This is a genomic window from Geobacillus sp. CX412 (genome assembly GCF_027942335.1).
GTDB lineage: Bacteria > Bacillota > Bacilli > Bacillales > Anoxybacillaceae > Parageobacillus_B > Parageobacillus_B toebii.
This window is the reverse complement of the sequence record NZ_CP103461.1, coordinates 3,040,286-3,065,297: the sequence shown is the minus strand read 5'-3', so window position 1 is coordinate 3,065,297 and position 25,012 is coordinate 3,040,286. Positions and strand designations below refer to the sequence as shown.

The window sequence follows — 25,012 nt, the reverse complement described above, 5'->3', positions numbered from 1 at the left end:
CTTGGTGCTAAGTTCTCATATAAATTTTTGCTATTAAGTAGTGTTTTTTGTCGATAAATGAAAATATAACTAATCATAGTACAATACTTATGTACCAAATAATTGTGAAAGATGTCGTAAAATGTCGAAAAAATAGGAATGGGGTGGGGAGGAAGGGCAGGAATAATGCTTCTATAATGTTCATGAGAAGCCGAATTTAAAATAATATGGTGGTCACTTATGTCGAAAGAAATCGAATATACATTGTTTGTATTGATTGCTATATTCATTGTTCTTGTTATACATCTATGGCTCTATCGTGTCGTGAAAAAGAAGCTATCATTATCGCTTTTCCAAATTGCGCCTCGGTTAACAGTAAGTTTTTACATGATTGCTGCGGCATTGCTTTTTAGCGGAATCATCTATATCAATTATTTAGAAAAAGAAGAACATAAGGAATATGAAGAAGATGCCAGGAATTTGGCAAGGTTGTTGGCTGACGGTTTGTCAAATATGCATCATGAGCAGTTGAATGAACAAACAGATGAAAATGATGAAACTTATGTTCATATTTTACAAATGATGGAACAATGGCAAAATGATCATTCCGAAATATTGAGTATGTACACGTTAAAAAAGAATGAACGAGGGAATTATTACTTTGTTGTTGCTTCGGAAGTGGATTACAAACGCAAGGGGAAGATAAATGATAAGAGAGAACAGCATTTGCCGATCGGTACGGTTTATCGCGCCTATATTCCCGAGCTTGAACAGGCTTTTCAAGGAAAATTTGCTATGGAGAAATACCCTACGAAGGATGAATGGGGAGAAAGCATCGGTGTGTTTATGCCGGTATTCAAACAGGATGGAACGGTAGACGCGGTTTTAGGGATTGGTTATGATGCAAAAATATATAAGGAAAGACTAGAAAAAGAGCGTCAGAAAGGGATGTGGATCTGTTCCCTTGTTTTCCTCGTCTGGAAGGCGTTTTATTTATTAGGTATATATATGCAAGTCGAACGGAAGTTGTTTGAGAAACATAAGCAAGCACTAGAAGTGAGTGAAAATCGTTTTAAACGATTGGCGGAAAGTATAATGGAAGGAATTATTGTACATGCGCATGGAAAGGTAATCGAAGCTAACAAGGCTGCATGCCGGTTGTTCGGATATGTAGAAAGCGAACTTATTCATATGCCGGTTCAAGATTTAATGATTCTTGAATCGTTGAAAAAGATAGAACATAATGATCAAGAAGAGCTCTATGAAATTCAATTGCGGAGAAAAGATGGGACCATTTTTCCAGCGGAAATGGTTCAACGTGAGTATGACTATGACGGCAGAAAGGTGAACGTCACTGCGATCCGTGATATTACAGAACGAAAGAACAATGAAGAAAAGATGCATTATATCGCTACTCATGACGATCTGACAGGTCTGCCGAACAAAGAGGCATTGCATCGCGCCATCACGGAAAAAATTCAAGAAGCGTTTGATCGTCAGGAAGAAGTGGCGATTATGTTTCTTGAAATTAGCGGTATGAAAACCATTAACGATTTTTACGGATATTCCGTTGGCGATCAAGTGTTGCTGCAAATTGTAGAAGAGTGGAAAAAACGAAGTTGTAAAGATGTCTTGTTAGGAAGATGGAGCGGAAATGAATTTATTGCTATTTTGTCGGGAAGCACAAAAGAAAAGGCGACAGCTGCAGCAAATCAGTTTAGCGAAATCGCCGATGAGCCAGTGATCGTTGAAGGTCGTGAACTATATGTTACGATAAAAATTGGAATCAGTTTATATCCGCAAGATGGAATGGATCCAAAAACACTAATTCGAAAAGCGGATATTGCACGGTACAAGTTGCGTCAAAAACCGGCAAGTCAATTTTTGTTCTTTGAAGAGCCAATGGCTCGAGTAATTCAAGAAAAAATTGGGATGGAGAGAGAATTGCGCCGTGCGTTGGAAAAAGGAGAATTTGAGCTTTATTATCAACCGCAAATTCAGTTAGACACCGGTATGGTGACAGGAATGGAGGCGCTGATTCGCTGGAATCATCCAGAAAAAGGATTGATATCCCCTTATGCGTTTATCCCTGTTGCAGAACAAACGGGAATGATTATACCGATTAACGAATGGGTAATCCGCATGGCATGTCAACAAACGAAACAATTGTTAAATGATTTTCCAAATTTATCGGTGTCTGTAAACTTATCTCCGTATGAATTTGAAAATCGCCGCTTTGTTCATAAGCTTATGAAACTATTGGAGGAGACAGGACTGCCGCCACACCATTTAGATTTGGAAATTACGGAACGAATGACGATAGATACAGAAAGAGCGATTACTATTTTAAAAAGGCTAAAATCGATCGGCGTTACGATTAGCATGGATGACTTTGGAACGGGATATAGCTCGTTAAGTTATTTAACAGACCTTCCGATCGACCGTTTAAAAATTGACCGTTCATTTGTACGAAACATTCAAGGAAAAAAAGAGGCGATTTTGCCATCTATTATTCGCCTCGGGCATAATATTGGCGTGAAGGTGCTTGCCGAAGGAGTAGAGACAGAAGCGGAAGTCGCATACTTAAAGGATAAGCATTGTGATGAAGCACAAGGATATTATTTTGCGCAGCCGTTATCGTATAAGGAGTTAAAAGCGTTTTTGTATGAACATCGCTGTAAAGTGCTGCAAGCATAGGAGATGAAATGATGGATATTATTTGGAGAGTTGCTGAAGATAAAATCCGTGAAGCGATGAAAAACGGCGAATTTGACAATCTTCCCGGCTTTGGAAAACCGCTTGAACTGGAGGATTTGTCCCATATTCCAGAAGATTTGCGAATCGGTTATTTGATGTTAAAAAACGCCGGCTACGTCTTTGAGGAAGTCGAGTTAAAAAAAGATTTAATGACGCTAGAAGATTTGTTGCGCTGCTGTGAAGATGAAGACGAAAAAGAGAAATTAAAGAAGAAGCTAAATGAGAAATTGTTGCGGTGGAATGCGCTCATGAAAAAGCGAAATAAAACAAATTCCCAAGCATTGCGCGACTACCAGCGGCGAATTGATGAAAAATTTCGGTAATCTAGGGAAAGCTTGCCATTTTTCAAAAGCAAGCTTTTTTTGTTTTTTATGCAACGTTTTTAGAAAAGAGGGGAAAATATCGTTAGGTTTTGCGAATTTATTTTCTCACCTGATAAAGAAAACAAACAGCACTTGCAGAAGAAAACGGATTCTTAAAAGGAGAGTGGAAATGGAATGAAAAAAATGTGGCTTTCTTTTGCGATAGTGATGATGCTCATCATCCCGACAGGAGCGTTTGCGGTACATGAGAATGCAAATGTAAAACAGCGAGACACGGAAGCAATCGGTCATGTGCTTGCAGGACATATGTTCAAGCATGGAGAATTAGATGAACAAAAATGGATGAAAATAGTCAGACAATATACGCCAGACCAAGCGGATGAATGGCAAAAGGTGCTTGATGAGCGGAAAACGCTAAGAAAACAAATGCAGGACGAACAAGTGAAAAAAGCGTTGAAAGCAAAATGCAAGGAAATGAAAAAGAAGCGTGAAGCAGCGCTTGACCAATTAATTGATCGTTTCGCTAATAAAGAAATAACGAAAGAACAATTTAAACAAGAATTGAACCAATTACATAAGAAGAAAAAGTGGATGTCAAAAGAGGAAAAGCAAAAATTGCGCAAGCTTCATTATCAAACATATGAAGCGATGAAGGAAAACGACAAAAATGCCATGGCCATGTTATTGCCCCAATGGCTTGAACATATGAAAAAAGAAAATAAACGGTTGGCGAAATGGATTCAAGAAGCGACGCAAAGATAATATAATGGAGGAAAAGGCCGTGGGTTTCTACACGGCCGTTTTTTATAAAGGGGAAATTCGTATGGGATATCCGGTTATGTTAAATATCGCAAATCAACACGTTGTCGTCGTCGGCGGCGGAAAGGTGGCGGAACGGAAAATTCATGGATTGCTTGAAGCAAAGGCAAACATTACGGTTGTGGCTCCTACGATTACATCGGAAATTCAACAGTTAGAAGCAGCTGGAAAACTTATTTGGCGGCAAAAAACGTTTTCTCCTGACGATTTGGAAGAAGCATGGGTTGTGATTGCCGCAACGAATAATCGGGATGTCAACGAAGCGGTGGCGAAAGCGGTGAAGCCTTATCAGCTTATTAACATTGCCGATGATCCGGAACGGTCCAATTTTCATGTTCCTGCGGTCATAAGGCGCGGCAGATTGACGATTGCCATTTCGACAGGCGGCGCAAGCCCGACCATCGCCCAGCAAATTCGCCGCCAGCTTGAGGAACTGTACGATGATGACTACGGACGGTATATCGATTTTCTTTACCAATGCCGGCAATGGATTTTACGAAATGTGCACGATGAGCAAAAAAGGAAAAAATTATTTAAAGCAATTGCGGATGAATCATTTCGGAAGAGGGGGGATTGGGAGGAGGAGTTTGAACAGCTGCTGGAGAATGTGGTAAAAGAGGAAATTAGGCGAAAGGAAGGGTAGGATGATGATATCCATTTATGTCGTCGATGCGTTTACGAACGAGCGATTCAGCGGGAATCCAGCAGCTGTTTGTCTTCTTTCTGCCCCAATGCCAGAAGAATGGATGCAAAAGGTAGAAGTAAATCATGATAGAGTGGGACTGTCTGGGCAAGCAGTAACCGTATGGAAAGGGGAATTAATAGACTGATAGAAATTGGAACAAGCAACCTTCCCTCTATGGAGAAAGTTGCTTGTTTTTTCAATCATCCCATTTATACGTCCAAAACCGCTCGGTCTTCAGCCATTCTAACACGTCGCCGCCGCGTTTTTTCGCCGCTTTCATCAATCCTTCCGTTTGTGAGCGGTGCGCTTGGATGGCAGCAAGTTTTTTTTCGATGACCGAACTGACATCACGGATGACATCTGGCTTGCCCAAGTCTTGCTCACAGTTTTTTGCAAATGCGACGCAGTGAACGACAGGGCGCTTGTCTTTCGGAAGGCGCTTGAGAGCGCGAATAACGGCGGCGCCGCATGCGTCATGATCAGGATGGACGCTATAACCAGGGTAAAACGTAATGACAAGCGATGGATTCGTTTCTGCGACAATTTCTCCGATTCGATCGGCAAGCAATTCTTCATCCTCAAATTCTATCGTTTTATCGCGGTATCCAAGTAAGCGCAAGTCATGGATGCCGATAGTTTTACATGCTTCTTCGAGTTCTTTTTTGCGAATGAGAGGAAGTGTTTCACGGTTGGCAAATGGCGGCACTCCCATATTTCTTCCCATTTCCCCAAGGGTTAAGCAGGCGTACGTAATCGGTGTGCCACTTTCAGCGTGCTGCGCTAACGTTCCAGACACTCCAAACGCCTCGTCGTCGGGATGGGGGAATACGACTAATATATGTCTTTCCATGAAAATCACTCCTTCATTAAAATGGCTCATGGCTTAATTGCAGTGCAACAGCCAGCCTTCCTTCATAATCGTGCCCGGCTAACAGCAATTGTCCTTTCTCTGTCATTTCCCAGTCTGTTAATCCTTCCGCATACACCCAGCCGAAATCAAGTTTTAAGCCGACACGATACGGCCCGTTTCCAACGATTTTCCCGCGGCTGAAACGAATAAGACCGTTGCGGATATAAGCTCCGGCAGAAAAAAATCCTTCATTATGGTGAGAAGCATATGCTCCATTTGTCGTCTCTAAATGAATATATACGTCTTGGTTGGCAAAGCGGTTTAATGCGGTTTGCACTTCGCAAACATCAATCGGCTGCAAGCGAATCCCTCCTGCTATTTATTTTCTATTATTTTACATGAAACGAGCAAAAAAACGAAAATATTTCGTCTATCGAACTTCTTGATTATAATAAAAGAAGACAGTTATTGAGACTCATCAAGCTTCGATTTTACGCCAAAATAGAGAAGAGGTGTTATTGATGAGTTTTCAAGGAAATGGAATAACGTTTTTAAACTTTGACAATACGTATGTTTCGCAAAACAGCTTTTTCATTTTCCACATGAATGGATCGATTTTACCGATTTAGCACATACAAACTTGTATTGTGAACCCGAATCATTACGCGAGATTGAGAGACGCATACGTCTTCGTAAACAAAAAGGAGCGGTGCTCATCGGAAACGGAAACTATCACTATGTTTCTTATTTGCTTATTCAAGAAATAAAGGAGCCTTTTACTCTCATTTTGTTTGACCATCATACGGATGTTGGAACTGGGGATGATCCTGTTATTTCGTGCGGTTCATGGGTATCGTATGCGCTAAAGCATCCTTATTTAAAAAAGGTGGTTATGATCGGTCCAAAACCTTCACAACAGTATCTTCGTTTATCTTCTAATATTACTGTCTTCCCAATTGATCATTACGATATTTCTCCAAGCATGCTTTTTTCCGTCATTCCTACTCATTGTATATATATTAGTATTGATAAAGACGTGCTTTGCCGTGATGATGCGGTGACAAACTGGGATCAAGGAACGATGCCGCTTTCGTTTTTGCTTTCCTGTCTGCGTCATCTATTATTCTATAAAAAGGTAGTAGGTGTGGATGTGTGCGGTGAATATCCGCAAGCTTCCATTGATATTTTTAACCCTGTTTGCCGCGAAGCGAATCGAAAAAACGAATATGCGAACCGATGCATTATTGAAACGTGTTTACATTACACATCTACACATCCCCTTCCTGCGTAATTGCTCACCATCATACAGTAGCATTATAGATGTAAGTTTTGCCTTTTGATCAAAGAATCACGATGTTTTTCGGCTGCGCATAAGCGTGATTGAGGCAAGCCACGGCCTTGCCCCGGACAGACGAAAAATCTGCGGCAAACTTCTTGTCCGCCAGAAGTTGAATCTTCCAGATAAACTTATATTACAAATAAAAGAGCTGTATCTATTTGCAGCCCCTTAGTACATGATGCGAAATTGCGTTTCATTATTAATAACTGGAATTTCTTGTGCGGAAACATCGGTTACTTTCGCAAAAAGCGTTCCTTCTCGGATCGTGTCAATAAATAACTGGATCGCCTCTTCATTTCCTTGTACTTCAAGTTCCACTGTTCCATCGTCATTGTTTCTGACCCAGCCTGTCAATTGCCGTTTTAGTGCTTCATATTGGGTAAAATACCGGAATCCCACGCCTTGAACGCGCCCATGAACGATTAAGTGAAACCGTTTCATATTGCTCGCCCCTCGCCATCTTTTTTCTATTCTCATCATACAATAGATAGGGGATTTTGTATATGTGGATGTAAGATAAGAGGGAGGACGAAAAGCGAAAGGGAGCTTGGCGATGTTAAGCTCCCTTATTCGCTCGTAACAATATTTGTGCGTTTTCTTTGATCATATTCTGCAAAAAAGGATGGTATCCTAAATAGTTGCATAAAATCCACTGTTTATTGGATGAAGAAAGAGAACGGAGCTGTTTTTCAATTGTTTTCATTAATACGCCAGTAAATAATAAATAAGGAACGACGAAAATTTTTTTGTAGAAAGAACGGCTTGCTTCATATAAACCGTCTTCCAATGTTGGCCGGATGGCGGCTAAAAAACATATATCAACGCGCGGGACGTTTGTTTTTGCTTGAAGCAGCTTAGCGATCGCGGTGATATCACGCTTCGTATCCGGATCGCTGCTGCCGCGTCCGATAAGCAGAATCATCGATTCATGGTCTAGCGGCACTGCTTGTTCTTTTATCCGGTCTACAACAATATCAATCATCATTTCATGCACGCCAAACGGTTCTCCAAGCACGATTTCTAAGTGGGGATGGCGCTGTTTTGCTTGCCGGATCGCCTCTGGAATATCATGTTTAGCATGTCCTGCTGATAAAAGCAGAAGCGGGAGGACAACGATGCGAGATGCCCCTTTTTGAACGCAAATATCGATTCCAGTGACAATATTTGGGTGGGCAAGCTCAATAAAACAAAGTTCTTGAATGGGAACATTGATATTTGCCTTGCATTGTTCTACAAAGTTACTTGCTTCCGCGCGAGCTTTGGCGATGCGGCTGCCGTGACAGACGTACAATATCGCTTGCATATTCCACCTCGTCATAATGCTGCGTTAGCGGCCGTCTGTTGTTTTTGAAGAAGCTGTTCAAACCATTGAATGTTTTCGCGAAGTTTTACGACGTTCCCGATAATAATCATGCTTGGATTTTCGATTTTTTCTTTTGCGACAACCTCAGCGATCGTCGATAAGGTAGCAGTTACGGTCCGTTGTTCGGACATGGTTCCCCATTGAATGACCGCAACGGGGGTTGAAGGAGCTTTCCCGTATTGGATGAGCTGGCTGCAAATATATGGGAGATTGCTGATGCCCATGTAAATGGCAAGCGTATCAATGCCTTTCGCGAGATTTTCCCATTTGATTTCTTCTTCGCTTCCTTTCCGCTTATGACCGGTGATGAAGGCGACGCTAGAGCTGAAATCTCGATGGGTGACAGGAATACCAGCGTAAGCAGCAGCGGCGATTCCAGAAGTAATGCCGGGAACGATTTCAAACTCGATTCCATGTTTCGCAAGCGCCTCTGCTTCCTCACCGCCTCTGCCAAATACGAACGGGTCGCCGCCTTTCAAACGAACAACCGTTTTTCCTTTTTTGGCGTACCGAACGAGGAAATGATTAATGGTTTCTTGCTGCATGGTATGGTAACCCGGCAATTTGCCGCAAAAGATGAGTTCTGCATCTTTTTTCGCATAGGATAACAGCTCTTCATTGATGAGGCGGTCGTATAAAATAACATCGGCTTGCTGGATGCATTTGAGGCCTTTTACGGTAATTAGTTCAGGGTCACCAGGGCCCGCTCCAACTAGGTATACTTTTCCCATCTTTGTTTCAGCCCTTTCTCGTTTGCTTGTTTTTATTATGAAGAATGGCGGGGTTCGCTGTAGACAACGAACCCGCCTCCGCGACGAATCAGTTTTTTTTCATGTAGAGAAATATCCGTATAATCAGGAACTTTTAAAAAATGTTTTTCTAATTCTACTTCGACGAGGCGAAATGCTTGTTCATCATCGTTTGCGGCAATGACGACATAGATGATTTCTGTTTTTGTTGTTACTTCAAATCGATAAAGAAACATTGCTGTCACCTTTTATGCTACCGTGCTGACTTGCGCTAAAATGCTGTCTAGTTCTGTTTGCAACGCTTCTATTCCAACGCGGTCTAAGTAAGCTAAGAATGTTTCGCCCGGCAATTTGGTTTCTTTGAAATAAGTTAATAGCTGCAAAAGTACTTCGGAAATTCGTTCCGCGTCTACTTTTCCTTTTAATTTTTGATTGTATTTGCCGCCGTTGTAGAGCGTGCCGCCGACGTAAATTTCAAACGCTTCAATCATGCCTCTGTCTTTTGTTTTTGTTTTGATCCCTTGTAGGCCGATATCTCCAATTTGCCGTTGGCCACATGAGTTTGGACAGCCAACCATATGAATGCGTACTGGAACGTCCAGTTCTAAATGCTGATCTAAATATTCAGCGACGCGCCGCATCCGTTCTTTCGTCTCGACGAGCGCCAAATTGCAAAATTCAGTGCCAGTACAAGAAACAGAATAGCCGGTGAATGTGTTCGGACGGATAGAAATCCGCTCGAACACTTTTTCTTGTAATACAGCGTCAACGTATTTATCTGGAATATTTGGAATAATTATGTTTTGCGAATTGCATGTGCGGACTTCGCCGTTGCCGTATTGGCGGGCTATGCGCGCGATTTCGAATACTTCATCCGCGCTCAAGCGGCCAACTGGCACATTAAAGCCGATGAAATTTAATCCTTCTTGTTTTTGGCGATGGACACCATAGAAGTAACCAGGATTCCAGCCTTTTTGCACATCTTCCCCTTTGGATGGGAGAGGCCCCGTGAGCTCAATTAATTTTTCTTTAAATTTATCAACGCCCCAGTCAGCGACAAGGAATTTGAGACGGGCGCGATGGCGTTTTTCGCGATAACCGTAATCGCGGAAAATCGTTGTGACAGCAACAGCAACGTCTTTCACGCGATCTGGCGTTACGAACACATCTAACGTTTGGGCAAGATATGGAGCAGACGATAAACCGCCGCCGACTTTCACATGGAATCCAAGCACTTCTTTGCCGTCGATCACTTTTTTCGCCGGTGTAAACGACAAGCAATGGATTTCCGCGTTAACCGTGTTATAGACGTTGGCGCTGATTGAAATTTTATATTTGCGCGGCAAGTTGGAGAAATCTTCATTGTGTTGGAAAAATTCATATACTTCGCGGACGATTTCTCTCGTGTCGAACAGTTCGTCCGGATCGATGCCGGCAAGCGGATTGCCGACGATGTTGCGAGTGATATCGCCGCAGGCGCCGGCGGTAGATAACCCAACTCGTTTTAAACGATCAAAAATATCAGGAATTTGTTCGATTTGCAGCCAGTGGAATTGAACCGATTGGCGGGTTGTAATGTCAAACAAACCGCGTCCGTAATCACGGGCGATGCCTGCTAGCGTTTCGAGCTGCTCGTTATTCAAAATCCCGGAAGGAATGCAAACACGCATCATAAAATAGCCGTCTTCTTTAGGGCGCTGCAGGTAAAGCCCCGCCCATTTGAAAAGATCCCATTCTTCTTGCGGAATCGAAGAGAATCCATGCTTTGCGTAATAAGGAATATCTTCAAAAATTTTTAGTCCATCTTTTCTGAGTTTTTTTAATTCCGTTTTGTTTAAATTCGGGTTATTTGCCCATACTTTTTCATATGCCATTTAAAATTCCCCCTTGATAAAATTTCGATTGCGCAAGTAAGCAAGCACTTGATTGGCGCATTCATCGATCGTGTAACGATCTGTTTCAAGTATTAATTCCGGAGAAACAGGCGCTTCATACGGAGAGTCAATGCCGGTAAAATCACGAATTTCTCCATTTCTTGCTTTTTTATACAGTCCTTTTGGATCGCGTCTCTCACACTCTTCTAGCGGGCATTTCACATAAATTTCGATAAACTCATCTTTTTCTACTAAATTGCGGACAAGCTGACGATCTTGCGCGAAAGGAGAAATAAATGCCGTTAAGACGAATTGGCCGCTGTCAACAAACAGCTTGGCAACTTCACCGATGCGGCGAATATTTTCGATGCGATCTTCTACGGAGAAGCCAAGATCTTTATTTAGCCCGTGGCGAATGTTATCGCCGTCTAATACATAATTTTGAATGCCAAGGTCAAATAACTTTTTCGACACGGCATTGGCGATCGTGGATTTACCGGAGCCGGAAAGTCCGGTAAACCATAAAATCGCGCTGTGATGCCCGTTGCGCTTGCGGCGGTCTTTTTTTGTAATTGACGTTTGGTGCCAAACGATGTTCGTGCTCAAGCTTTCTCCTCCTTTAACGTGTAGATGAGGTGACAGCCTCGCGCTGCTGCAATCCTTTAATTAATACTGCCGCGACTTCCGGACGGCTGAACGTGCTTGGCGGCACTTGGCCATTGCGCAGCATTTCCCGTACTTTTGTGCCGGATAATACAACATGGTATTTCGGATCATGCGGGCATGTTTTCGTCGACGCCATTCCTTCGCATTTCGTGCAATAAAAGCTATGTTCGAAAAACAGCGGCGTAATGCCAAGTTCTTCCGGCGTAAAATTCAAGAAGATTTTTTGCGCATCATATGTGCCATAGTAATCACCGACGCCGGCATGGTCGCGGCCGACAATGAAGTGGGTGCAGCCGAAGTTTTTGCGCACCATCGCATGGAAAATCGCTTCCCGTGGCCCGGCGTAGCGCATCGCTGCCTGGAATACTCCTAAAAACACGCGGTCTTTCGGATAATAGTTTTCTAACAATACTTGATAGCTTTCCATGCGGATGTCCGCCGGGATGTCATCCGCTTTTGTTTCGCCGACGAGCGGGTTTAAAAAGAGGCCGTCGACAATTTCGAGCGCGCATTTTTGGATGTATTCATGGGCGCGATGGACAGGATTTCGCGTTTGAAAGCCGACCACCGTGTTCCAGCCAAGCTCGGCAAAACGCTTACGTGTTTCGGCCGGATCGAAGTAGAATGGAGCAAAACGCCCTTTATCAGTGCGTTTTACTAATGTAATCGGGCCGCCTACATATACATTTGGCTTTTCAAATAGTTTCCGTACGCCTGGATGTTTGAGTTCCTCTGTTTTGTAAACGAGAAGTGCTTCTTTTGTTTTATCAGGTTGATAGATTTCTTGAATATCAATGACTCCATAGACTTCTCCGTTGTAAACGAGTTTGGCCGTTTCGCCGACAGAAAGCTCTTTTGTCTTTTCTTCGGTTACAGCAAGGGTAATCGGAATGCTCCATACTGTACCGTTGGTTAAGCGCATCGTTTCAACGACAGAGTCATAATCCTCTTTTGTTAAAAATCCGGTAAGCGGGCTGTAAGCGCCTGTTCCGATCAATTCTAAATCACTTAACTCGGCATTTGTCAGCTCAATTTCTTTTGTCAGTGTATCCAATGGATAGCTAGGATTCCATCGATCGATTAATGTGCCTCCGTGTGGAATGCTTAAACTCATTGTTCATAACCTCCTAGAATCAATATTTCATATAGGAAAACTATGATTTATTGCGAAACGTCACCGCTGTTTTTGTATAATGATCGTTTTTCTTCGGCTATTGTTTTTTCAAGCTAATAATGCCAAAGGTGACAAGCCAAACCTTATGAGATGTGAAGACCGCATTCTGTTTTTCCGTGGCCGACCCATCTGCCGGAACGTAAATCATTTGGATCGAGTGCAGGGGACGTACAAGGTTCACAGCCAATGCTTGGATAGCCGCGATCGTGAAGGACATTGTACGGAAGACGACGTTTGTATACATAATTCCATACATCTTTCCATGTCCAATGAATAAGAGGGCATATTTTTATGGATTTAAATTTGTCATCTTTATTTATATATTCTACATGGCTTCGTGTTGGCGATTGTTCGCGGCGCAGTCCAGAAATCCAAGCGGTTATTCCTGTTAATGCTTCGCGAAGCGGAATGACTTTTCGCAGTTCACAACATTTATTTGGGTTGTGTTTCCATAATTCATCTCCCAACTGTTGCGCTTGTTCTTCTAGCGATAAACTTGGTTTTTTCATGACGATGCGGAGAGAAGGATATTTTTCTTTTACTTTTTCGATTGTTTTGTACGTTTCGCGAAAATGGAGCCCGGTATCGAGAAATACGATTTCCGCATCTGGCTTTACTTGCGAAATCAAATCGATTAACACGATTCCTTCAACGCCGAAGCTACAGGCGTACACAATATCGTCCTTATATTGGCGGAATGCCCAAGTGAGGACATCAAGCGCCCCTTTTGTTTCATTATCGTGAGGGAATGAAGGTTTTTCTTCGGCTTCCCATGTTTGATAAGTGAGCATCTTTCTCCCTCCTTAAAAATCAAAGAAAATAAAGTGGATTAGTCGGTTATATAGGAATAGAAAGAGAACGAACGCTTATAAAAAACGCTCTCCCATTTTGGAAAGAGCGAAGAGGCCGCATATTTCACCTTATCTTCCAAAATGGCACCCATTTTGTTGGAATTAGCACCTTACTTTTTCATGAAGCAGGTTGCCGGAGTTCATCGGGCCAGTTCCCTCCCTCACTCTCGATAAGTTTGATGTAATTGATTAAAATTTTAACATAATTCACACAAAAGTCAATCCTAGTTTTTCGATAGGAATTAATTTTTTGCTGATATAACACAGTAGAGGAATAAAGAAATCAGGAAAGAAAAGGGCGGTTTGTTGTCCGACCTTTTCCATGCATGTCAACCGGATAATAGGGAATTATGCAAAACAGAGGATGCAGAAACGCGGATCGGCAATGTTACTTCGACGGTTGTTCCTTTATTCTCTTCACTCATAATCGACATCGTTCCACCGTGGTCTTCGATAATTTTTTTACTGATCATTATTCCGAGGCCAGTACCTTTTTCTTTTGTTGTAAAGAACGGTTTTCCTATTTTTTCTAGCTGTTCTTTTGGAATTCCGCAGCCTTCGTCGATAAAGCGGATAAGAACGGAATATTCATCCTTTTTTTGTGCCTCAATAAAAATATGTCCACCGCTTTTCATCGCTTCCATTGCATTTTTTAAGAAATTAATAAATACTTGCTTTAATCCGTTTTCGTCACATTCAATGAGAGGAAGAGATGGATCAATTTTTGTAATAATTTGGATGTTATGCAAAATACCTTGTGTTTCTAATAAAGTGGTGACATGTTGAAGCAAAACACCAATATCACTTTTTGTAAATTTGGTTGCTTGTGGTTTTGCCAACACTAATAGTTCGCCTAAAATAAGTTCAATGCGCTGAATTTCTGATTCAATAATGTGAAGGTAAGGTTTTTTCTCGTCAAGTTCGAATTGCAATAGTTGTATAAATCCTTTTATGGCTGTAAGCGGATTGCGAATTTCATGGGCGATCCCAGCCGCTAGCTGGCCGGCAACTGAGAGCTTTTCCGATGTTCGAATGAATTCTTCTGTTTTTTTCAGTTCGGTAATATCGGTGAATGTCAATACCGCATCAACGACGGCTCCATTTTCCAAAACAGGCGTTACCGTATAGGAAACGGGGAAATGGGTACCATCTTTTTTCCAAAAAATATCTTCACTAATATGATATGTTTTCCCATCTTGAATGGCGAGATCAATTGGGCATTCATCAATAGAGTAAGGAGTTCCATCTTTTTTCGTATGGTGAATGATATCATGCGATGCTTTTCCAATGGCTTCTTCCGCTTTATATCCCGTCATTCGTTCTGCAGCTGGATTCCAGAAAACGATATTCCCATGTTTATCAATCCCACAAACTCCTTCAGCAATAGAATTTAATATGAGTGTATGTTTATGATATAAGTTTTCCAGCTCTTTTCGGTAGCGATTGAGTTCCGTCATATTTTGACCAATCACATAAATTCCTTTCAAGCGATTTCCATGAATTATTGGAATGGTTTTAAAATGCATGTCAATAATTTTTCCATTTTTATGCTTTACTTGTAAATCATATTCACAACTTTCTCCTTTTAATGTTCGTTCAAATTTTTTTTTTGCTTTTTCAATTTGGTCTGGGGCGATAAACTGAGTAAAATGTTTGCCAATATATTCGCTTGGTTTGTATCCAAGCATTTTTCTTACTTCAGGGTTGCCGGATATAAGTAGCCCATTTATGTCTAGCAGAAGAATCACATCAGGGTATTCGAAAAAAAGACATTTATGACATTGTTTATTTTCTTTTAATAAGCGGCTAATGATAAATGCGGACGCTGCCAAACAAAAGGCGCTGAGCACAGCAACGATGGAGCTGAACAAAAATCGAGTGAAAGAATCCGCCATATGGGGAAAATGTATTGACCAAACCACAAGGCTGATGATGCATATGATTGCTGCTGCAGAGAGCATGTAAATAGGAAATGTGTGGGCGAATAGTATTTTCAATAATATGTAAGAAACGATTACGGTAATGAAGAATAATAGAATGATAAATAACACGTAATGAATACCGCCAGAGATCATTTTTATTCTCCTCTCCCGCCTTAAAACATTAGAACTTAGACATAATTATACGAAAATAAAGATAATTTGAGTAGAACCAATAAAAAACGCTGCCCAAAGCGAAAAGGACAGCGATAGACGTTTCCGCCTTACATGGATACGTAAGTATGGCATTGTACATAATGAATCATTGAAAAACGACGTTTCCTTCAGCATTTTTTACTTTTTGCGTAAGTTTCCTAACTCCTCGGCGATGGCCTGCATCTCGCTTGGGCTAAACGTATTTTTTCTCATCACCATTTCATAAATGTCTTTTAGCTCATCATACCATTCCTCGGAGAAGTGGGATGGTTTAATCGCATCAAAATTTAATACTTTTAGCTTTTCTTTTATTTTTTCTACCATGTACGCTACGTTTTCTGCCGACTTTTTGGATAAATCCATTTTTTTGCTCCTTCCTTGTAAAGGTTACATGTATTTTAACATACAAGGGAATACATTGCGCTAATATTTTTGTATATAATGGGGTCGAAAGGAGATGTGAAACAATGGTAAAAGTATTATTTGTTTGCTTAGGGAATATTTGTCGCTCGCCGATGGCGGAAGCGATTTTTCGACATTTAGTAAAAGAGAGAGGATTGGAAGGAAAAATCATCGTTGATTCAGCGGGAACAGGGAATTGGCATGTCGGAGAACCGCCGCATGAAGGTACACAGACGATATTAAAGAAAAATAAGATCGATTTTTCAGGAATTTGCGCTCGGCAAATTTGTAAAGAAGATTTGCAGGAGTTTGATTATATTATTGCCATGGATGCGGAAAATGTTGGGAATCTGCGACGATTAGCCGGATACAATAAAACAGGATTTATCGGCCGGCTTCTTGATTTTGTTCCAAATAGCGAAATTGCTGATGTGCCAGATCCGTATTACACAGGAAACTTTTCAGAAGTATATGAGCTTATCCGAAAAGGGTGTGAACATTTATTAGAAGCAATTATAAAAGAGAAAAAACTTTAAAAAGGGGGAAAAATAAGTGAAGAAGAGAAATGTATGGAAAGGTGTGATGATCGGGGCAGCAGTAGGAGCCGCATTTTCCTTGCTGATCAAAAGGGAAGAAAAGCAAGACCGTCTTTCATTGCCGATGAAGCTGAAACAATGGCGCCAATCTGTAGAAGAGATGGCAGAAGACATGGCGTTTATTATGGAAAAAATAAAAGATATTGCAGAAAAAACACCGGAAGTTATCGAATTTATAAAAGAAGCATATAGCTGGAAAGAGGATGATTGTCCCCGAATAAAATAATGAAGGGGGAACGAGAAATGATGATTAATTTAACGTTTATTCGTGAAATGGTGCGGCGTTTTCAAAAGGATGAAATTCCCCGTCTGTCGGCGGAATTAGCTTATTATTTCCTTCTTTCCCTGTTCCCATTTCTTATTTTTTTATTTACGTTACTTGCTTATTTGCCAATTCCACATGAAGATATTCTTTCCATAATACGTCAATATGCTCCAAAAGAAGCGCTTCATTTAGTCGAGGAAAACATTCGTCGGGTGATGGACGACCAAAACTGGAAATTGTTATCGTTTAGTATTATCGTTGCGATTTGGTCAGCTTCAAATGGAATGAATGCGATTGTCCGGGCGTTTAACCGCGCTTATGATGTCGAGGAAAATCGCCCCTTTTTTATCGCTCGTGGAATGTCGGTATTGCTTACAATCGGAATGATTTTTGTGATCATCGTTGCATTGTTTTTGCCTGTATTCGGGAAAACGATTGGGCTATTTTTATTTTCTGCATTTGGTTTTTCCCAAACATTTTTAATGACTTGGAACGCGTTGCGTTGGGTCATTAGTTCATTAATTTTGTTTGTTGTGTTTACCGCATTATATTATTTCGCGCCAAATAAGAAGCTGCGTTGTGCGAATATTGTCAGCGGCGCAATCTTTGCGACGGTTGGATGGATTCTCATGTCGCTTGCTTTTTCTTACTATGTCAACAATTTTGCGAATTATACCGCCATGTACGGAAGCCTCGGTGGAATGATTATTTTAATGGTGTGGTTTTATTTATCAGGGATGATTATTGTTTTAGGAGGAGAAATGAACGCGATTTTTGATTGTGAACGGGAAGGAAGAAAACGCACGCGTTAATATGCACAAACTTCCTTTCATAAACAACAAATTCAGGGAAATAGTAACGACTGTAAGAGGTTTGTTGAAGATGAGAGGGGATTATGATGACGAAACATACGAAAAAAGACGGCGGTACAAAGCAAAAAGGAAAAAACAAACCAAAACATAAAACAAGCGGAAGCGCCAACGGCCAAAACGGATATCATTAGAAAAGCGGAGGCGGCGCGAACAGCTCTCGAAGCGAAATGTTCTTCGACTGCTGAAGTGCTTGCACTTCAAGGGAGAAGGTTATTTCGCACAAGAGAGCTAGCCGCCGAACTAGACAATAAGAAAAGCGTAAGGCCCCAATTTCGCTAAAAGCTGCCGCGTCCTGCGGGCAACGCGAAATGTCGCCATCTGGCTCCGCGACACCGCTGGAGGTACCGCGAGGATAATGCTCCAAAAACAAAAGAAAAGCCTGCAGGGATCTACGCGAAGACAATAAGCCTCTGCAGCGCCTCAACAAAGTGTTTTTATCGGTGGCGCAAAGAGATTATAAAAAAGAAAAGGACTGTCCTATGGCGGTCCTTTTATTCTGCGATTTCTTCATGATTGTAATAGTACAACTCATAAATATATTCGATTTCTGCGTCTGTCATATAAGCAAGTTGGTCTCTTGTAATTCCCCTTACTTTTTCGATAAATTCAATCATATTTTTTCGTTCTGCTCTAAGCATTTATTATCGCTCCCCTCCAGGTCGTTCTGTTTTAAAACAGAATATCGATTTCTTGCCATTATTATATAACAGAACAAAAAGAAAGGTCAACAATTTTTTGAAAATAAACACAAAAAAGAAGGTCATCCATGAGTGACCTTCTTTGTTTTATTCCATAACAGCAGCACAAAGACAAGGAAGAGAAGTGCGCTTATCGTAAAGAAAAAGTTGTGATTCGCCCCGAATTGAATCATTAAGCCGGTCATAAACGGACCGATCATGCTGCCGATGCTGTATAGCATACCACATAGTAAGTTTCCGGCTGGGAAGAGCTGTTTTGGCAGCAAATCTGCCATATACGTAATCCCGAGTGAAAACAAAGAACCGACAAACATACCGGCAATAAAGAAACAAACGGCAAGCCCGACAAGGGAGTGATGGAATAAATAAGCACTAAAAAAGCTGGCACTTCCGATCAATAAAGCAACGGAAATGACTCGTTTTCGCTGAAAACGATCACTTAATACTCCAAGAGGCAATTGAAAAATGATACCTCCAAGTGAAAAGGCTGGTAAAATAAATGCTACATGTTCTATACCAATATGTTCCCGCAAAGCGTAAACAGGGAAAATGGCATGAATCGATGCTTCCAAAAAGCCGTAAGTAAACGGAAGCAATAAAGCAACCCACGCGTATTTCCATGCATGAACGAAGCGTTGAAATGTGTGTGCCGAACCAGATTGTTCGCTTTCCTGCGGCCGTTCGTTTGGCAAGAAAAAGACGCTACACCAGCCTATAAGGCTAAGTAGCGATGATAAGAAAAACGGCAACGATTCATGGAATTGAATGAGTGACGCTAACAGCGGACCAGCTGAAAAACCGATGCCGAAAAATAGCCCGTATAGCGACAAGTTACGTCCTCGCCGTTGTGCGGGAGAAAAATCGGTAATCCATGTTTGTGTTGCGAAATGGAGCATATGGTCACCAATTCCGATGCAAAGGCGCAAGAAAAACCAAATCAAAAATGAATGAAAAGCTGAAAATAAGGCGAGCGATAATATTACAATAAAACCACCAAGGATAATCATAGGCCGGTATCCATATTTACGCAGCGGTTTTTCTAAAAATGGAGAGATCAATAGGACACCGATATACAACGCTGTGGCATGTATGCCATTTGCAGAAGAGGAAAATCCATGTTTTTCAAGCAATATAGAAAGAAGCGGCAGAAGCATCCCTTGTGATAAACCAGAAATAGCGACAATGCTGATTAAAATCCAAAAGCGCATTGCTTGATACCTCGTTTCTAAACATAACACTCGTTTAACATGGTACATAAGTGGATTGTATAAGGCAAGAAAAATAAAGGAGGGATTTTTACGTAAAGTGTTAAATACATATATTTGGGAGAATATTGAATAATAATGACGACCGTTATCCCATTGTCATACATAACATATGGTTCAAAAAATGCCGCTATTTTCTGATTGATTGTCGAACGAATATAATGAGCCGTTCTAGATAAACTGAACGAGAAAGGTGGAATTATAACGGATGAATAAAGTATTTGCGCTGATGGTATGGATCGGCGTTCCATTATCAGTAATCGGCAGTTTTCTTCATTGGCCTGTGGTCTTGATGTTTGCGGTGTATTGCTTAACGATTATTGCTTTAGCAAGCTATATGGGACGCGCTACGGAAAGTTTGGCTATTGTAGCTGGACCGCGCATAGGGGGATTGCTTAATGCTACGTTTGGCAACGCAGTAGAGCTCATTATTTCCATTTTTGCTTTAAAAGCGGGGCTCGTAGAAGTAGTGCTCGCCTCACTTACAGGTTCGGTGCTTGGCAACTTATTATTAGTGGCTGGCTTGTCTTTTTTTGTTGGCGGTCTTAAGTACAAGCGGCAGGAATTCAATGTATATGATGCCCGCCATAACGCCGGACTGCTTACGTTTGCCATTTTAGTGGCGTTTGTGATTCCTGAAGTGTTTGCGATGAACATGTCTAGTCAAGAAAAGCTATCTCTTAGTGTCGGTATTTCGATTATTATGATCCTTTTATATTTAGCGGCCTTATACTTTAAGCTTGTCACACATCGCGGGGTATATCAACAAAAGTCTGATGTAGTGGATGAACATGAAGAACCAGAATGGACAAAAGGAAAGGCGATTTTGATTCTAGCGCTAGCAACCGCGGCAGTTGCCTACATATCCGAGAGACTTGTCCATACGTTTGAAACGGTGGCGGAATCGTTCGGATGGAGCGAATTGTTTATCGGGATTATCATTGTCGCCATCGTTGGAAACGCAGCGGAGCACGCCTCTGCCGTTATTATGGCATACAAAAATAGAATGAATATCGCTGTTGAAATCGCGATTGGTTCAACGTTACAAATCGCTATGTTTGTTGCGCCTGTGCTTGTTCTTGTTTCTTTACTCTTTCCAGAAAAGATGCCGCTTGTTTTTTCGCTTCCGGAATTGATCGCAATGGCGACATCTGTATTATTGACGATTGTCATTTCTAATGATGGGGATACAAACTGGTTTGAAGGGGCGACATTGCTCGCGGCTTATACGATTATGGGAATCGGCTTTTACTTGCTTTGATCCTCATGAGTATTTTCGTTTATCCAAAAAGGCTCTGCTAATCGGCAGAGCCTTTTTGTTAATAAATTTTTTTTCTATACGGATAAACCGTATTTTTTTGAAAGAAAATAACGGTGAGAGTAGCAATGGAAAGGAGTCAGCATGATGAAAAAATGGAGTATTTGCCTTTTTATTAGTGCTTTTATGATGTATGCTACTACTTTCACCGCTGATGCGGCTTCCAAACAAGCACAGCCGAGCTCCGTAGTAGATATTACAAAAGAAAATACGTATCCAAATCCGACGCAAGATTTGCCGTATCTAGAACCAAGCAAATTTACAAAACAGCTCCTTGATTCAGCAAACGTAAAGATTGAGAATCCAGAACTGATCCGGCTTCTTAATGAATCTTCCGTTTCCAGTACGCCGTTTGCTATTGGGTACCGGGCAACGATTTATTTAGGACAATGGCCGCTTAATTATCAATCGTTAGAAACGTCAACGAATTGGGAGTATCAAAAGGTCAATACCAATTTTCTCGATAATCGTGGCGGCAATGCTCCACAAAGACTATATTACAGACAGGAAACGCAAAAGCATGTGCGCGGCGGTTTAACGGCACCAATTCCAAGCGAAGAAGCGGTGCAAAAAATGATGTTAAATGCGGCGATGAAAAAGACGAACTTGCCGTTAGCGTTTAGTACGGTTGTCGGGATTGGGACGAAAAAAGACCATCCATATCAAGTGCCTGCCAAAAAGCTTGGTTATTTGTATGCTTATGCGCCAGCCGTGAATGAAAAAGGGAAAGTTACCTATGGAGAAGTGTATGTTGTACTTAAAGGAAATAAAAAGAAAATTGTCGTGAAAAATGTAACAACACGAGGAATTGGCGCATGGATTCCTGTTCAGGACCGTCTGTATTTTTCATATGTTGTAAGCGAACAACCACGATAAAACGTCAAGGTGATAACCTTGACGTTTTATTTTTTGATTCGCGCTTTTCGTTTCGTAAAATCGATATCAGAGTAATAGGTGTTTTTAACAAGTACGTTCGGCCCAAGACATTGAACGGATGGACAATGACAAAGAAGCTGTTTTGCGATAGGGGAATTTCTCCATTTTTCGTATGCTTCTAACAGCGTATGATGACGGATGTTTCCAAGCACCGGCTCATCGCCGAAATCAGTCACAATAATATCCCCTGTAAAAATATTGACGTTTAGTCGGGAGCGCCCGTCTGGATCATTGCGGACGGTTACGTTTTTACTCGAATAAAGTCGTTTCAATAGCGCTAAATCTTCTTCGTTATCGCTGCAAGGGTAAAATGGAAGTGTTCCAAACAACATCCAAACATTTTCGTCGCGAATATCAAGAAGATGATGAATTGCCTCCCGCAATTCGTCCAAGCTCAACGTTTCCAGCGCACTTGCAAAATCACTAGGGTACATTGGATGCACTTCATGGCGTTTGCAATGCATCTCATTAACGACTTGGCGATGAATTTTTTCTAAATGTGGAACTGTCCGCTTGTTTAGCATTGTTTCTGCGGAGACGATGACTCCCGCTTTAGCCAAAGCTTTCGCGTTTTCAATCATTCGTTCAAAATATTTTTCACGCTGCGCAACGCTTGGTTTGCGCTCCATCATCGCAAATCCGCCTTCGACAAAGTCATCGATCGTTCCCCAGTTATGCGAAATATGCAACACATCTAGATATGGAATAATTTTTTCGTAACGATCTAACTCTAATGTTAAGTTTGAGTTTAGTTGTGTCCGCACTCCACGTTCATGGGCGTACTTCAATAACGGAACGACATAGTTATTTACCGATTTTAATGATAACATCGGCTCACCGCCGGTAATGCTTAATGAACGTAGATGCGGAATTTCTTCTAGACGCTGAATTAATAAATCAAGCGGCAGCGCTTCTGGGTCTTTCGTTTGCAATGTATAACCGACTGCGCAATGTTCGCAGCGCATATTGCATAATGTTGTCGTCGTAAACTCAATGTTTGTTAGTTGCAATTCCCCATATTCTTCTATATCAAGATACGCTTCCCACGGATCAAACGATGGCGCAATAGGTTTCAGTGTTAATGAATTCATATAATTCTCCTCTTTTCTTCTAAATTACAACCATCGTTCATTATGAAAAACAATTGCTGTGCTTGTCAATTGCTTTGTAATGGCAAGCAATATACTGTTTTTTCCTTTGCGATAATTATATTTGCTATAGTACGTTAATATGTTCAGACAATAGTCAATTCGATTGTCCAATTATGCCGCAAGTTGATTGAAGATGCAAACAACTGTAGATATTGAAAATAAAAATACGATGGCAACTTTTTATTTTTACACGAAAGTAGAAAAAAGGTTATAATAAATAGGAAGACAATTCTAAATAGTAATACATAGGATGAGCAAAGGGGAAGGGGCGTTGAACGTTGAACATGGAAAAATTCCAACAAAGCATGTATGAACTTATCGTGGAAACGTCCACGAAGCTGCCAAAGGATGTGCGTCGAGCGATCGCTCGGGCAAAAGCGAGAGAAAACGCGGGAACGCGGGCGGCGATGGCGCTGGCGACAATTACCGGCAACATTAAAATGGCGGAAGAAAACGTATCACCGATTTGTCAAGATACAGGATTGCCAACGTTCAAAATTAAAGTGCCTGTTGGCGCAAACCAAATAAAAATGAAAGAGGCGATTCATGCCGCAATCGTTCAGGCGACAAAAGAAGGAAAGCTTCGCCCAAACTCCGTTGATTCGTTAACAGGAAAAAATAGCGGCGATAATCTTGGCGTTGGTGTTCCTGTTATTAAATTTGAACAATGGGAAAACGATTACATTGATGTTCGCCTTATTTTAAAAGGGGGCGGCTGTGAAAATAAAAACATTCAATACAGCTTGCCATGTGAATTGGAAGGGCTTGGACGAGCCGGTCGTGATTTAGACGGCATCCGCAAATGTATTTTACATGCGGTATACCAAGCGCAAGGGCAAGGCTGCAGCGCCGGATTTATCGGCGTCGGCATCGGCGGCGACCGCGCTTCTGGCTATGAACTGGCGAAAGATCAGCTCTTCCGCTCTGTGGACGATGTTAATCCAAACGAAGATCTTCGCCGCCTAGAAGAATATATTATGGAAAATGCTAATAAACTCGGCATCGGAACGATGGGATTTGGCGGCGAATCGACATTATTAGGCTGTAAAATCGGAGTGATGCACCGCATTCCGGCAAGCTTCTTCGTTTCCGTTGCGTATAACTGCTGGGCGTTCCGCCGTCTCGGCGTGAAGATCGATCCAGAAACAGGCGAAATTACGGAATGGTTATATCAAGAAGGAGAAGACGTCGATTTTGAAAAAGAATTGGAAAAAGCGAAAACAGCCGCAACGGCAGAACTTGGCGAAGTGCGCGAAATCGTCCTCGAGCCGCCGATTACGGAAGAACAAATTCGCCAGTTGAAAGTCGGGGATGTTGTCCGCATCAATGGAGTCATTTATACTGGCCGCGACGCGATTCATAAATATTTAATGGATCATGATTCTCCTGTTGATTTAAATGGACAAATTATTTACCACTGCGGACCGGTCATGTTAAAAGATGAAAACGGCAATTGGCAAGTCAAAGCGGCCGGTCCGACAACAAGCATTCGCGAGGAGCCTTATCAAGGAGACATTATGAAAAAATTCGGTGTTCGCGCGGTCATCGGAAAAGGCGGAATGGGCGCAAAAACGCTCCAAGCCCTAAAAGAACACGGCGGCGTCTATTTGAACGCGATCGGTGGCGCGGCGCAATATTATGCAGACTGTATTAAGTCGGTAGAAGGAGTCGATTTATTGGAATTCGGCATTCCAGAAGCAATGTGGCATTTACGCGTTGAAAACTTTACCGCTGTTGTTACGATGGACGCTCACGGCAACAGCTTGCACGAAGATGTGGAAAAATCCTCACTAGAAAAACTTGCACAGTTCAAAGAGCCTGTTTTTAAATAAGGATTGATCACCGTCAGCTCAGTGCTGGCGGTGATTTTTTATGCAAAAAATGGCGCGGTTAAAGTGGCAATGGTGGAAAAAACTAATGGTTAGCAGCACGACAAGGAGGAAAG

26 protein-coding genes, 1 pseudogene and 1 riboswitch are annotated in these 25,012 nt (G+C 41.6%); of the genes and pseudogenes, 12 read left to right on the top strand and 15 right to left on the bottom strand.

What is annotated here, in order from left to right; genetic code table 11:
• Nucleotides 1-219 precede the first annotated feature (219 nt).
• From NXM86_RS16040 to NXM86_RS16020, 5 genes are all read left to right on the top strand, one after another.
• Nucleotides 220-2,676, top strand: a complete 2,457-nt coding sequence (locus tag NXM86_RS16040) for a putative bifunctional diguanylate cyclase/phosphodiesterase (protein ID WP_498958282.1) — start codon at nt 220-222, stop codon at nt 2,674-2,676.
• An 11-nt stretch (nt 2,677-2,687) separates the two neighbouring features.
• Nucleotides 2,688-3,059 (top strand): DnaJ family domain-containing protein, encoded by a 372-nt coding sequence (locus NXM86_RS16035; RefSeq protein WP_062679345.1) that lies wholly within the window; start codon nt 2,688-2,690, stop codon nt 3,057-3,059.
• 174 nt (nt 3,060-3,233) lie between these two features.
• Nucleotides 3,234-3,821 (top strand): hypothetical protein, encoded by a 588-nt coding sequence (locus NXM86_RS16030; RefSeq protein ID WP_081188350.1) that lies wholly within the window; start codon nt 3,234-3,236, stop codon nt 3,819-3,821.
• A gap of 61 nt (nt 3,822-3,882) precedes the next feature.
• Nucleotides 3,883-4,521 carry an NAD(P)-binding protein gene (locus NXM86_RS16025; RefSeq protein ID WP_498958281.1) on the top strand — a complete coding sequence of 213 codons (639 nt, stop codon included), beginning with the start codon at nt 3,883-3,885 and terminating at the stop codon, nt 4,519-4,521.
• Between the two features lies 1 nt (nt 4,522).
• The gene (locus NXM86_RS16020) at nt 4,523-4,708 is read left to right on the top strand and encodes a PhzF family phenazine biosynthesis protein (RefSeq protein ID WP_498958279.1); all 186 of its coding nucleotides are present in this window, start codon (nt 4,523-4,525) and stop codon (nt 4,706-4,708) included.
• A 51-nt stretch (nt 4,709-4,759) separates the two neighbouring features.
• On the opposite strand, the gene bshB2 is transcribed toward NXM86_RS16020, so the two are convergent.
• Nucleotides 4,760-5,413: a bacillithiol biosynthesis deacetylase BshB2 gene (gene bshB2, locus NXM86_RS16015; protein WP_062754881.1), complete on the bottom strand. Its 654-nt coding sequence runs from the start codon at nt 5,411-5,413 to the stop codon at nt 4,760-4,762.
• Nucleotides 5,414-5,429: 16 nt separating this feature from the next.
• On the bottom strand, nt 5,430-5,774 hold the full coding sequence (locus tag NXM86_RS16010) for a YojF family protein (RefSeq protein ID WP_012749137.1): 345 nt from the start codon (nt 5,772-5,774) through the stop codon (nt 5,430-5,432).
• 160 nt (nt 5,775-5,934) lie between these two features.
• On the opposite strand from NXM86_RS16010, the pseudogene NXM86_RS16005 reads away from it, so the two are divergent.
• A pseudogene (locus NXM86_RS16005) lies at nt 5,935-6,704 on the top strand (arginase family protein).
• Nucleotides 6,705-6,920: 216 nt separating this feature from the next.
• On the opposite strand, the gene NXM86_RS16000 reads toward NXM86_RS16005, so the two are convergent.
• From NXM86_RS16000 to NXM86_RS15955, 10 genes are all read right to left on the bottom strand, one after another.
• Nucleotides 6,921-7,193, bottom strand: a complete 273-nt coding sequence (locus tag NXM86_RS16000) for an acylphosphatase (RefSeq protein WP_012749139.1) — start codon at nt 7,191-7,193, stop codon at nt 6,921-6,923.
• 115 nt (nt 7,194-7,308) lie between these two features.
• Nucleotides 7,309-8,055: a sirohydrochlorin chelatase gene (locus NXM86_RS15995; protein WP_062754875.1), complete on the bottom strand. Its 747-nt coding sequence runs from the start codon at nt 8,053-8,055 to the stop codon at nt 7,309-7,311.
• An 11-nt stretch (nt 8,056-8,066) separates the two neighbouring features.
• Nucleotides 8,067-8,846 (bottom strand): uroporphyrinogen-III C-methyltransferase, encoded by a 780-nt coding sequence (cobA, locus tag NXM86_RS15990; protein WP_062754873.1) that lies wholly within the window; start codon nt 8,844-8,846, stop codon nt 8,067-8,069.
• Between the two features lie 35 nt (nt 8,847-8,881).
• Nucleotides 8,882-9,100: a DUF3906 family protein gene (locus tag NXM86_RS15985; protein ID WP_062679350.1), complete on the bottom strand. Its 219-nt coding sequence runs from the start codon at nt 9,098-9,100 to the stop codon at nt 8,882-8,884.
• 12 nt (nt 9,101-9,112) lie between these two features.
• A complete protein-coding gene (locus tag NXM86_RS15980) occupies nt 9,113-10,738 on the bottom strand; it encodes a nitrite/sulfite reductase (protein ID WP_498958278.1) in 1,626 nt (541 codons plus the stop codon).
• Nucleotides 10,739-11,344, bottom strand: a complete 606-nt coding sequence (gene cysC / locus NXM86_RS15975; protein WP_498958277.1) for an adenylyl-sulfate kinase — start codon at nt 11,342-11,344, stop codon at nt 10,739-10,741.
• Nucleotides 11,345-11,357: 13 nt separating this feature from the next.
• Nucleotides 11,358-12,518, bottom strand: coding sequence for a sulfate adenylyltransferase (sat, locus tag NXM86_RS15970; protein WP_498958276.1), 1,161 nt, complete (start codon nt 12,516-12,518; stop codon nt 11,358-11,360).
• A gap of 143 nt (nt 12,519-12,661) precedes the next feature.
• Nucleotides 12,662-13,369: a phosphoadenylyl-sulfate reductase gene (locus NXM86_RS15965; protein ID WP_012749146.1), complete on the bottom strand. Its 708-nt coding sequence runs from the start codon at nt 13,367-13,369 to the stop codon at nt 12,662-12,664.
• Nucleotides 13,370-13,495: 126 nt separating this feature from the next.
• Nucleotides 13,496-13,606: riboswitch (SAM riboswitch) on the bottom strand.
• 152 nt (nt 13,607-13,758) lie between these two features.
• On the bottom strand, nt 13,759-15,504 hold the full coding sequence (locus NXM86_RS15960; protein WP_062754861.1) for a PAS domain-containing sensor histidine kinase: 1,746 nt from the start codon (nt 15,502-15,504) through the stop codon (nt 13,759-13,761).
• 198 nt (nt 15,505-15,702) lie between these two features.
• A complete protein-coding gene (locus NXM86_RS15955; RefSeq protein ID WP_012749148.1) occupies nt 15,703-15,927 on the bottom strand; it encodes a DUF1128 domain-containing protein in 225 nt (74 codons plus the stop codon).
• 104 nt (nt 15,928-16,031) lie between these two features.
• Between NXM86_RS15955 and NXM86_RS15950 the strand changes: the two genes are divergently transcribed.
• Genes NXM86_RS15950 through NXM86_RS15940 form a run of 3 tightly spaced genes read left to right on the top strand, consistent with a single transcriptional unit; the run spans nt 16,032 to nt 17,639 of the window.
• Nucleotides 16,032-16,502, top strand: coding sequence for a low molecular weight protein-tyrosine-phosphatase (locus NXM86_RS15950; RefSeq protein WP_062754859.1), 471 nt, complete (start codon nt 16,032-16,034; stop codon nt 16,500-16,502).
• Nucleotides 16,503-16,518: 16 nt separating this feature from the next.
• Nucleotides 16,519-16,788 (top strand): YtxH domain-containing protein, encoded by a 270-nt coding sequence (locus NXM86_RS15945; RefSeq protein ID WP_498958275.1) that lies wholly within the window; start codon nt 16,519-16,521, stop codon nt 16,786-16,788.
• A 17-nt stretch (nt 16,789-16,805) separates the two neighbouring features.
• Nucleotides 16,806-17,639 carry a YihY/virulence factor BrkB family protein gene (locus tag NXM86_RS15940; protein WP_081188328.1) on the top strand — a complete coding sequence of 278 codons (834 nt, stop codon included), beginning with the start codon at nt 16,806-16,808 and terminating at the stop codon, nt 17,637-17,639.
• Between the two features lie 551 nt (nt 17,640-18,190).
• Here the strand turns inward: NXM86_RS15940 and NXM86_RS15935 are convergent.
• Together NXM86_RS15935 and NXM86_RS15930 are read right to left on the bottom strand one after the other, a co-directional pair.
• Nucleotides 18,191-18,337 carry a BH0509 family protein gene (locus NXM86_RS15935; protein WP_062754855.1) on the bottom strand — a complete coding sequence of 49 codons (147 nt, stop codon included), beginning with the start codon at nt 18,335-18,337 and terminating at the stop codon, nt 18,191-18,193.
• Between the two features lie 122 nt (nt 18,338-18,459).
• Nucleotides 18,460-19,605, bottom strand: coding sequence for an MFS transporter (locus NXM86_RS15930; RefSeq protein ID WP_498958274.1), 1,146 nt, complete (start codon nt 19,603-19,605; stop codon nt 18,460-18,462).
• Between the two features lie 265 nt (nt 19,606-19,870).
• Here NXM86_RS15930 and cax point away from each other — a divergent pair, with 265 nt between their 5' ends.
• Nucleotides 19,871-20,923, top strand: a complete 1,053-nt coding sequence (gene cax / locus NXM86_RS15925) for a calcium/proton exchanger (RefSeq protein ID WP_062754853.1) — start codon at nt 19,871-19,873, stop codon at nt 20,921-20,923.
• Nucleotides 20,924-21,067: 144 nt separating this feature from the next.
• Nucleotides 21,068-21,856, top strand: a complete 789-nt coding sequence (locus tag NXM86_RS15920) for a YfkD famly protein (RefSeq protein WP_062677529.1) — start codon at nt 21,068-21,070, stop codon at nt 21,854-21,856.
• A gap of 26 nt (nt 21,857-21,882) precedes the next feature.
• Here the strand turns inward: NXM86_RS15920 and yfkAB are convergent, their stop codons facing one another.
• Nucleotides 21,883-23,007 carry a radical SAM/CxCxxxxC motif protein YfkAB gene (gene yfkAB / locus NXM86_RS15915; protein ID WP_309218766.1) on the bottom strand — a complete coding sequence of 375 codons (1,125 nt, stop codon included), beginning with the start codon at nt 23,005-23,007 and terminating at the stop codon, nt 21,883-21,885.
• Between the two features lie 344 nt (nt 23,008-23,351).
• Here yfkAB and NXM86_RS15910 point away from each other — a divergent pair, with 344 nt between their 5' ends.
• Nucleotides 23,352-24,899, top strand: coding sequence for a fumarate hydratase (locus tag NXM86_RS15910; protein WP_041269570.1), 1,548 nt, complete (start codon nt 23,352-23,354; stop codon nt 24,897-24,899).
• Nucleotides 24,900-25,012: the final 113 nt, after the last annotated feature.

Excerpts from the sequence above, each read along its gene's own strand:
- NXM86_RS16040 (WP_498958282.1), top strand. The coding sequence starts at position 220 with ATGTCGAAAGAAATCGAATATACATTGTTTGTATTGATTGCTATATTC.
- NXM86_RS16035 (WP_062679345.1), top strand. The coding sequence starts at position 2,688 with ATGGATATTATTTGGAGAGTTGCTGAAGATAAAATCCGTGAAGCGATG.
- NXM86_RS16030 (WP_081188350.1), top strand. The coding sequence starts at position 3,234 with ATGAAAAAAATGTGGCTTTCTTTTGCGATAGTGATGATGCTCATCATC.
- NXM86_RS16025 (WP_498958281.1), top strand. The coding sequence starts at position 3,883 with ATGGGATATCCGGTTATGTTAAATATCGCAAATCAACACGTTGTCGTC.
- NXM86_RS16020 (WP_498958279.1), top strand. The coding sequence starts at position 4,523 with ATGATGATATCCATTTATGTCGTCGATGCGTTTACGAACGAGCGATTC.
- bshB2 (WP_062754881.1), bottom strand. The coding sequence starts at position 5,413 with ATGGAAAGACATATATTAGTCGTATTCCCCCATCCCGACGACGAGGCG.
- NXM86_RS16000 (WP_012749139.1), bottom strand. The coding sequence starts at position 7,193 with ATGAAACGGTTTCACTTAATCGTTCATGGGCGCGTTCAAGGCGTGGGA.
- NXM86_RS15995 (WP_062754875.1), bottom strand. The coding sequence starts at position 8,055 with ATGCAAGCGATATTGTACGTCTGTCACGGCAGCCGCATCGCCAAAGCT.
- cobA (WP_062754873.1), bottom strand. The coding sequence starts at position 8,846 with ATGGGAAAAGTATACCTAGTTGGAGCGGGCCCTGGTGACCCTGAACTA.
- NXM86_RS15985 (WP_062679350.1), bottom strand. The coding sequence starts at position 9,100 with ATGTTTCTTTATCGATTTGAAGTAACAACAAAAACAGAAATCATCTAT.
- NXM86_RS15980 (WP_498958278.1), bottom strand. The coding sequence starts at position 10,738 with ATGGCATATGAAAAAGTATGGGCAAATAACCCGAATTTAAACAAAACG.
- sat (WP_498958276.1), bottom strand. The coding sequence starts at position 12,518 with ATGAGTTTAAGCATTCCACACGGAGGCACATTAATCGATCGATGGAAT.
- NXM86_RS15965 (WP_012749146.1), bottom strand. The coding sequence starts at position 13,369 with ATGCTCACTTATCAAACATGGGAAGCCGAAGAAAAACCTTCATTCCCT.
- NXM86_RS15960 (WP_062754861.1), bottom strand. The coding sequence starts at position 15,504 with ATGATCTCTGGCGGTATTCATTACGTGTTATTTATCATTCTATTATTC.
- NXM86_RS15955 (WP_012749148.1), bottom strand. The coding sequence starts at position 15,927 with ATGGATTTATCCAAAAAGTCGGCAGAAAACGTAGCGTACATGGTAGAA.
- NXM86_RS15950 (WP_062754859.1), top strand. The coding sequence starts at position 16,032 with ATGGTAAAAGTATTATTTGTTTGCTTAGGGAATATTTGTCGCTCGCCG.
- NXM86_RS15940 (WP_081188328.1), top strand. The coding sequence starts at position 16,806 with ATGATGATTAATTTAACGTTTATTCGTGAAATGGTGCGGCGTTTTCAA.
- NXM86_RS15935 (WP_062754855.1), bottom strand. The coding sequence starts at position 18,337 with ATGCTTAGAGCAGAACGAAAAAATATGATTGAATTTATCGAAAAAGTA.
- NXM86_RS15930 (WP_498958274.1), bottom strand. The coding sequence starts at position 19,605 with ATGCGCTTTTGGATTTTAATCAGCATTGTCGCTATTTCTGGTTTATCA.
- cax (WP_062754853.1), top strand. The coding sequence starts at position 19,871 with ATGAATAAAGTATTTGCGCTGATGGTATGGATCGGCGTTCCATTATCA.
- NXM86_RS15920 (WP_062677529.1), top strand. The coding sequence starts at position 21,068 with ATGAAAAAATGGAGTATTTGCCTTTTTATTAGTGCTTTTATGATGTAT.
- yfkAB (WP_309218766.1), bottom strand. The coding sequence starts at position 23,007 with ATGAATTCATTAACACTGAAACCTATTGCGCCATCGTTTGATCCGTGG.
- NXM86_RS15910 (WP_041269570.1), top strand. The coding sequence starts at position 23,352 with ATGGAAAAATTCCAACAAAGCATGTATGAACTTATCGTGGAAACGTCC.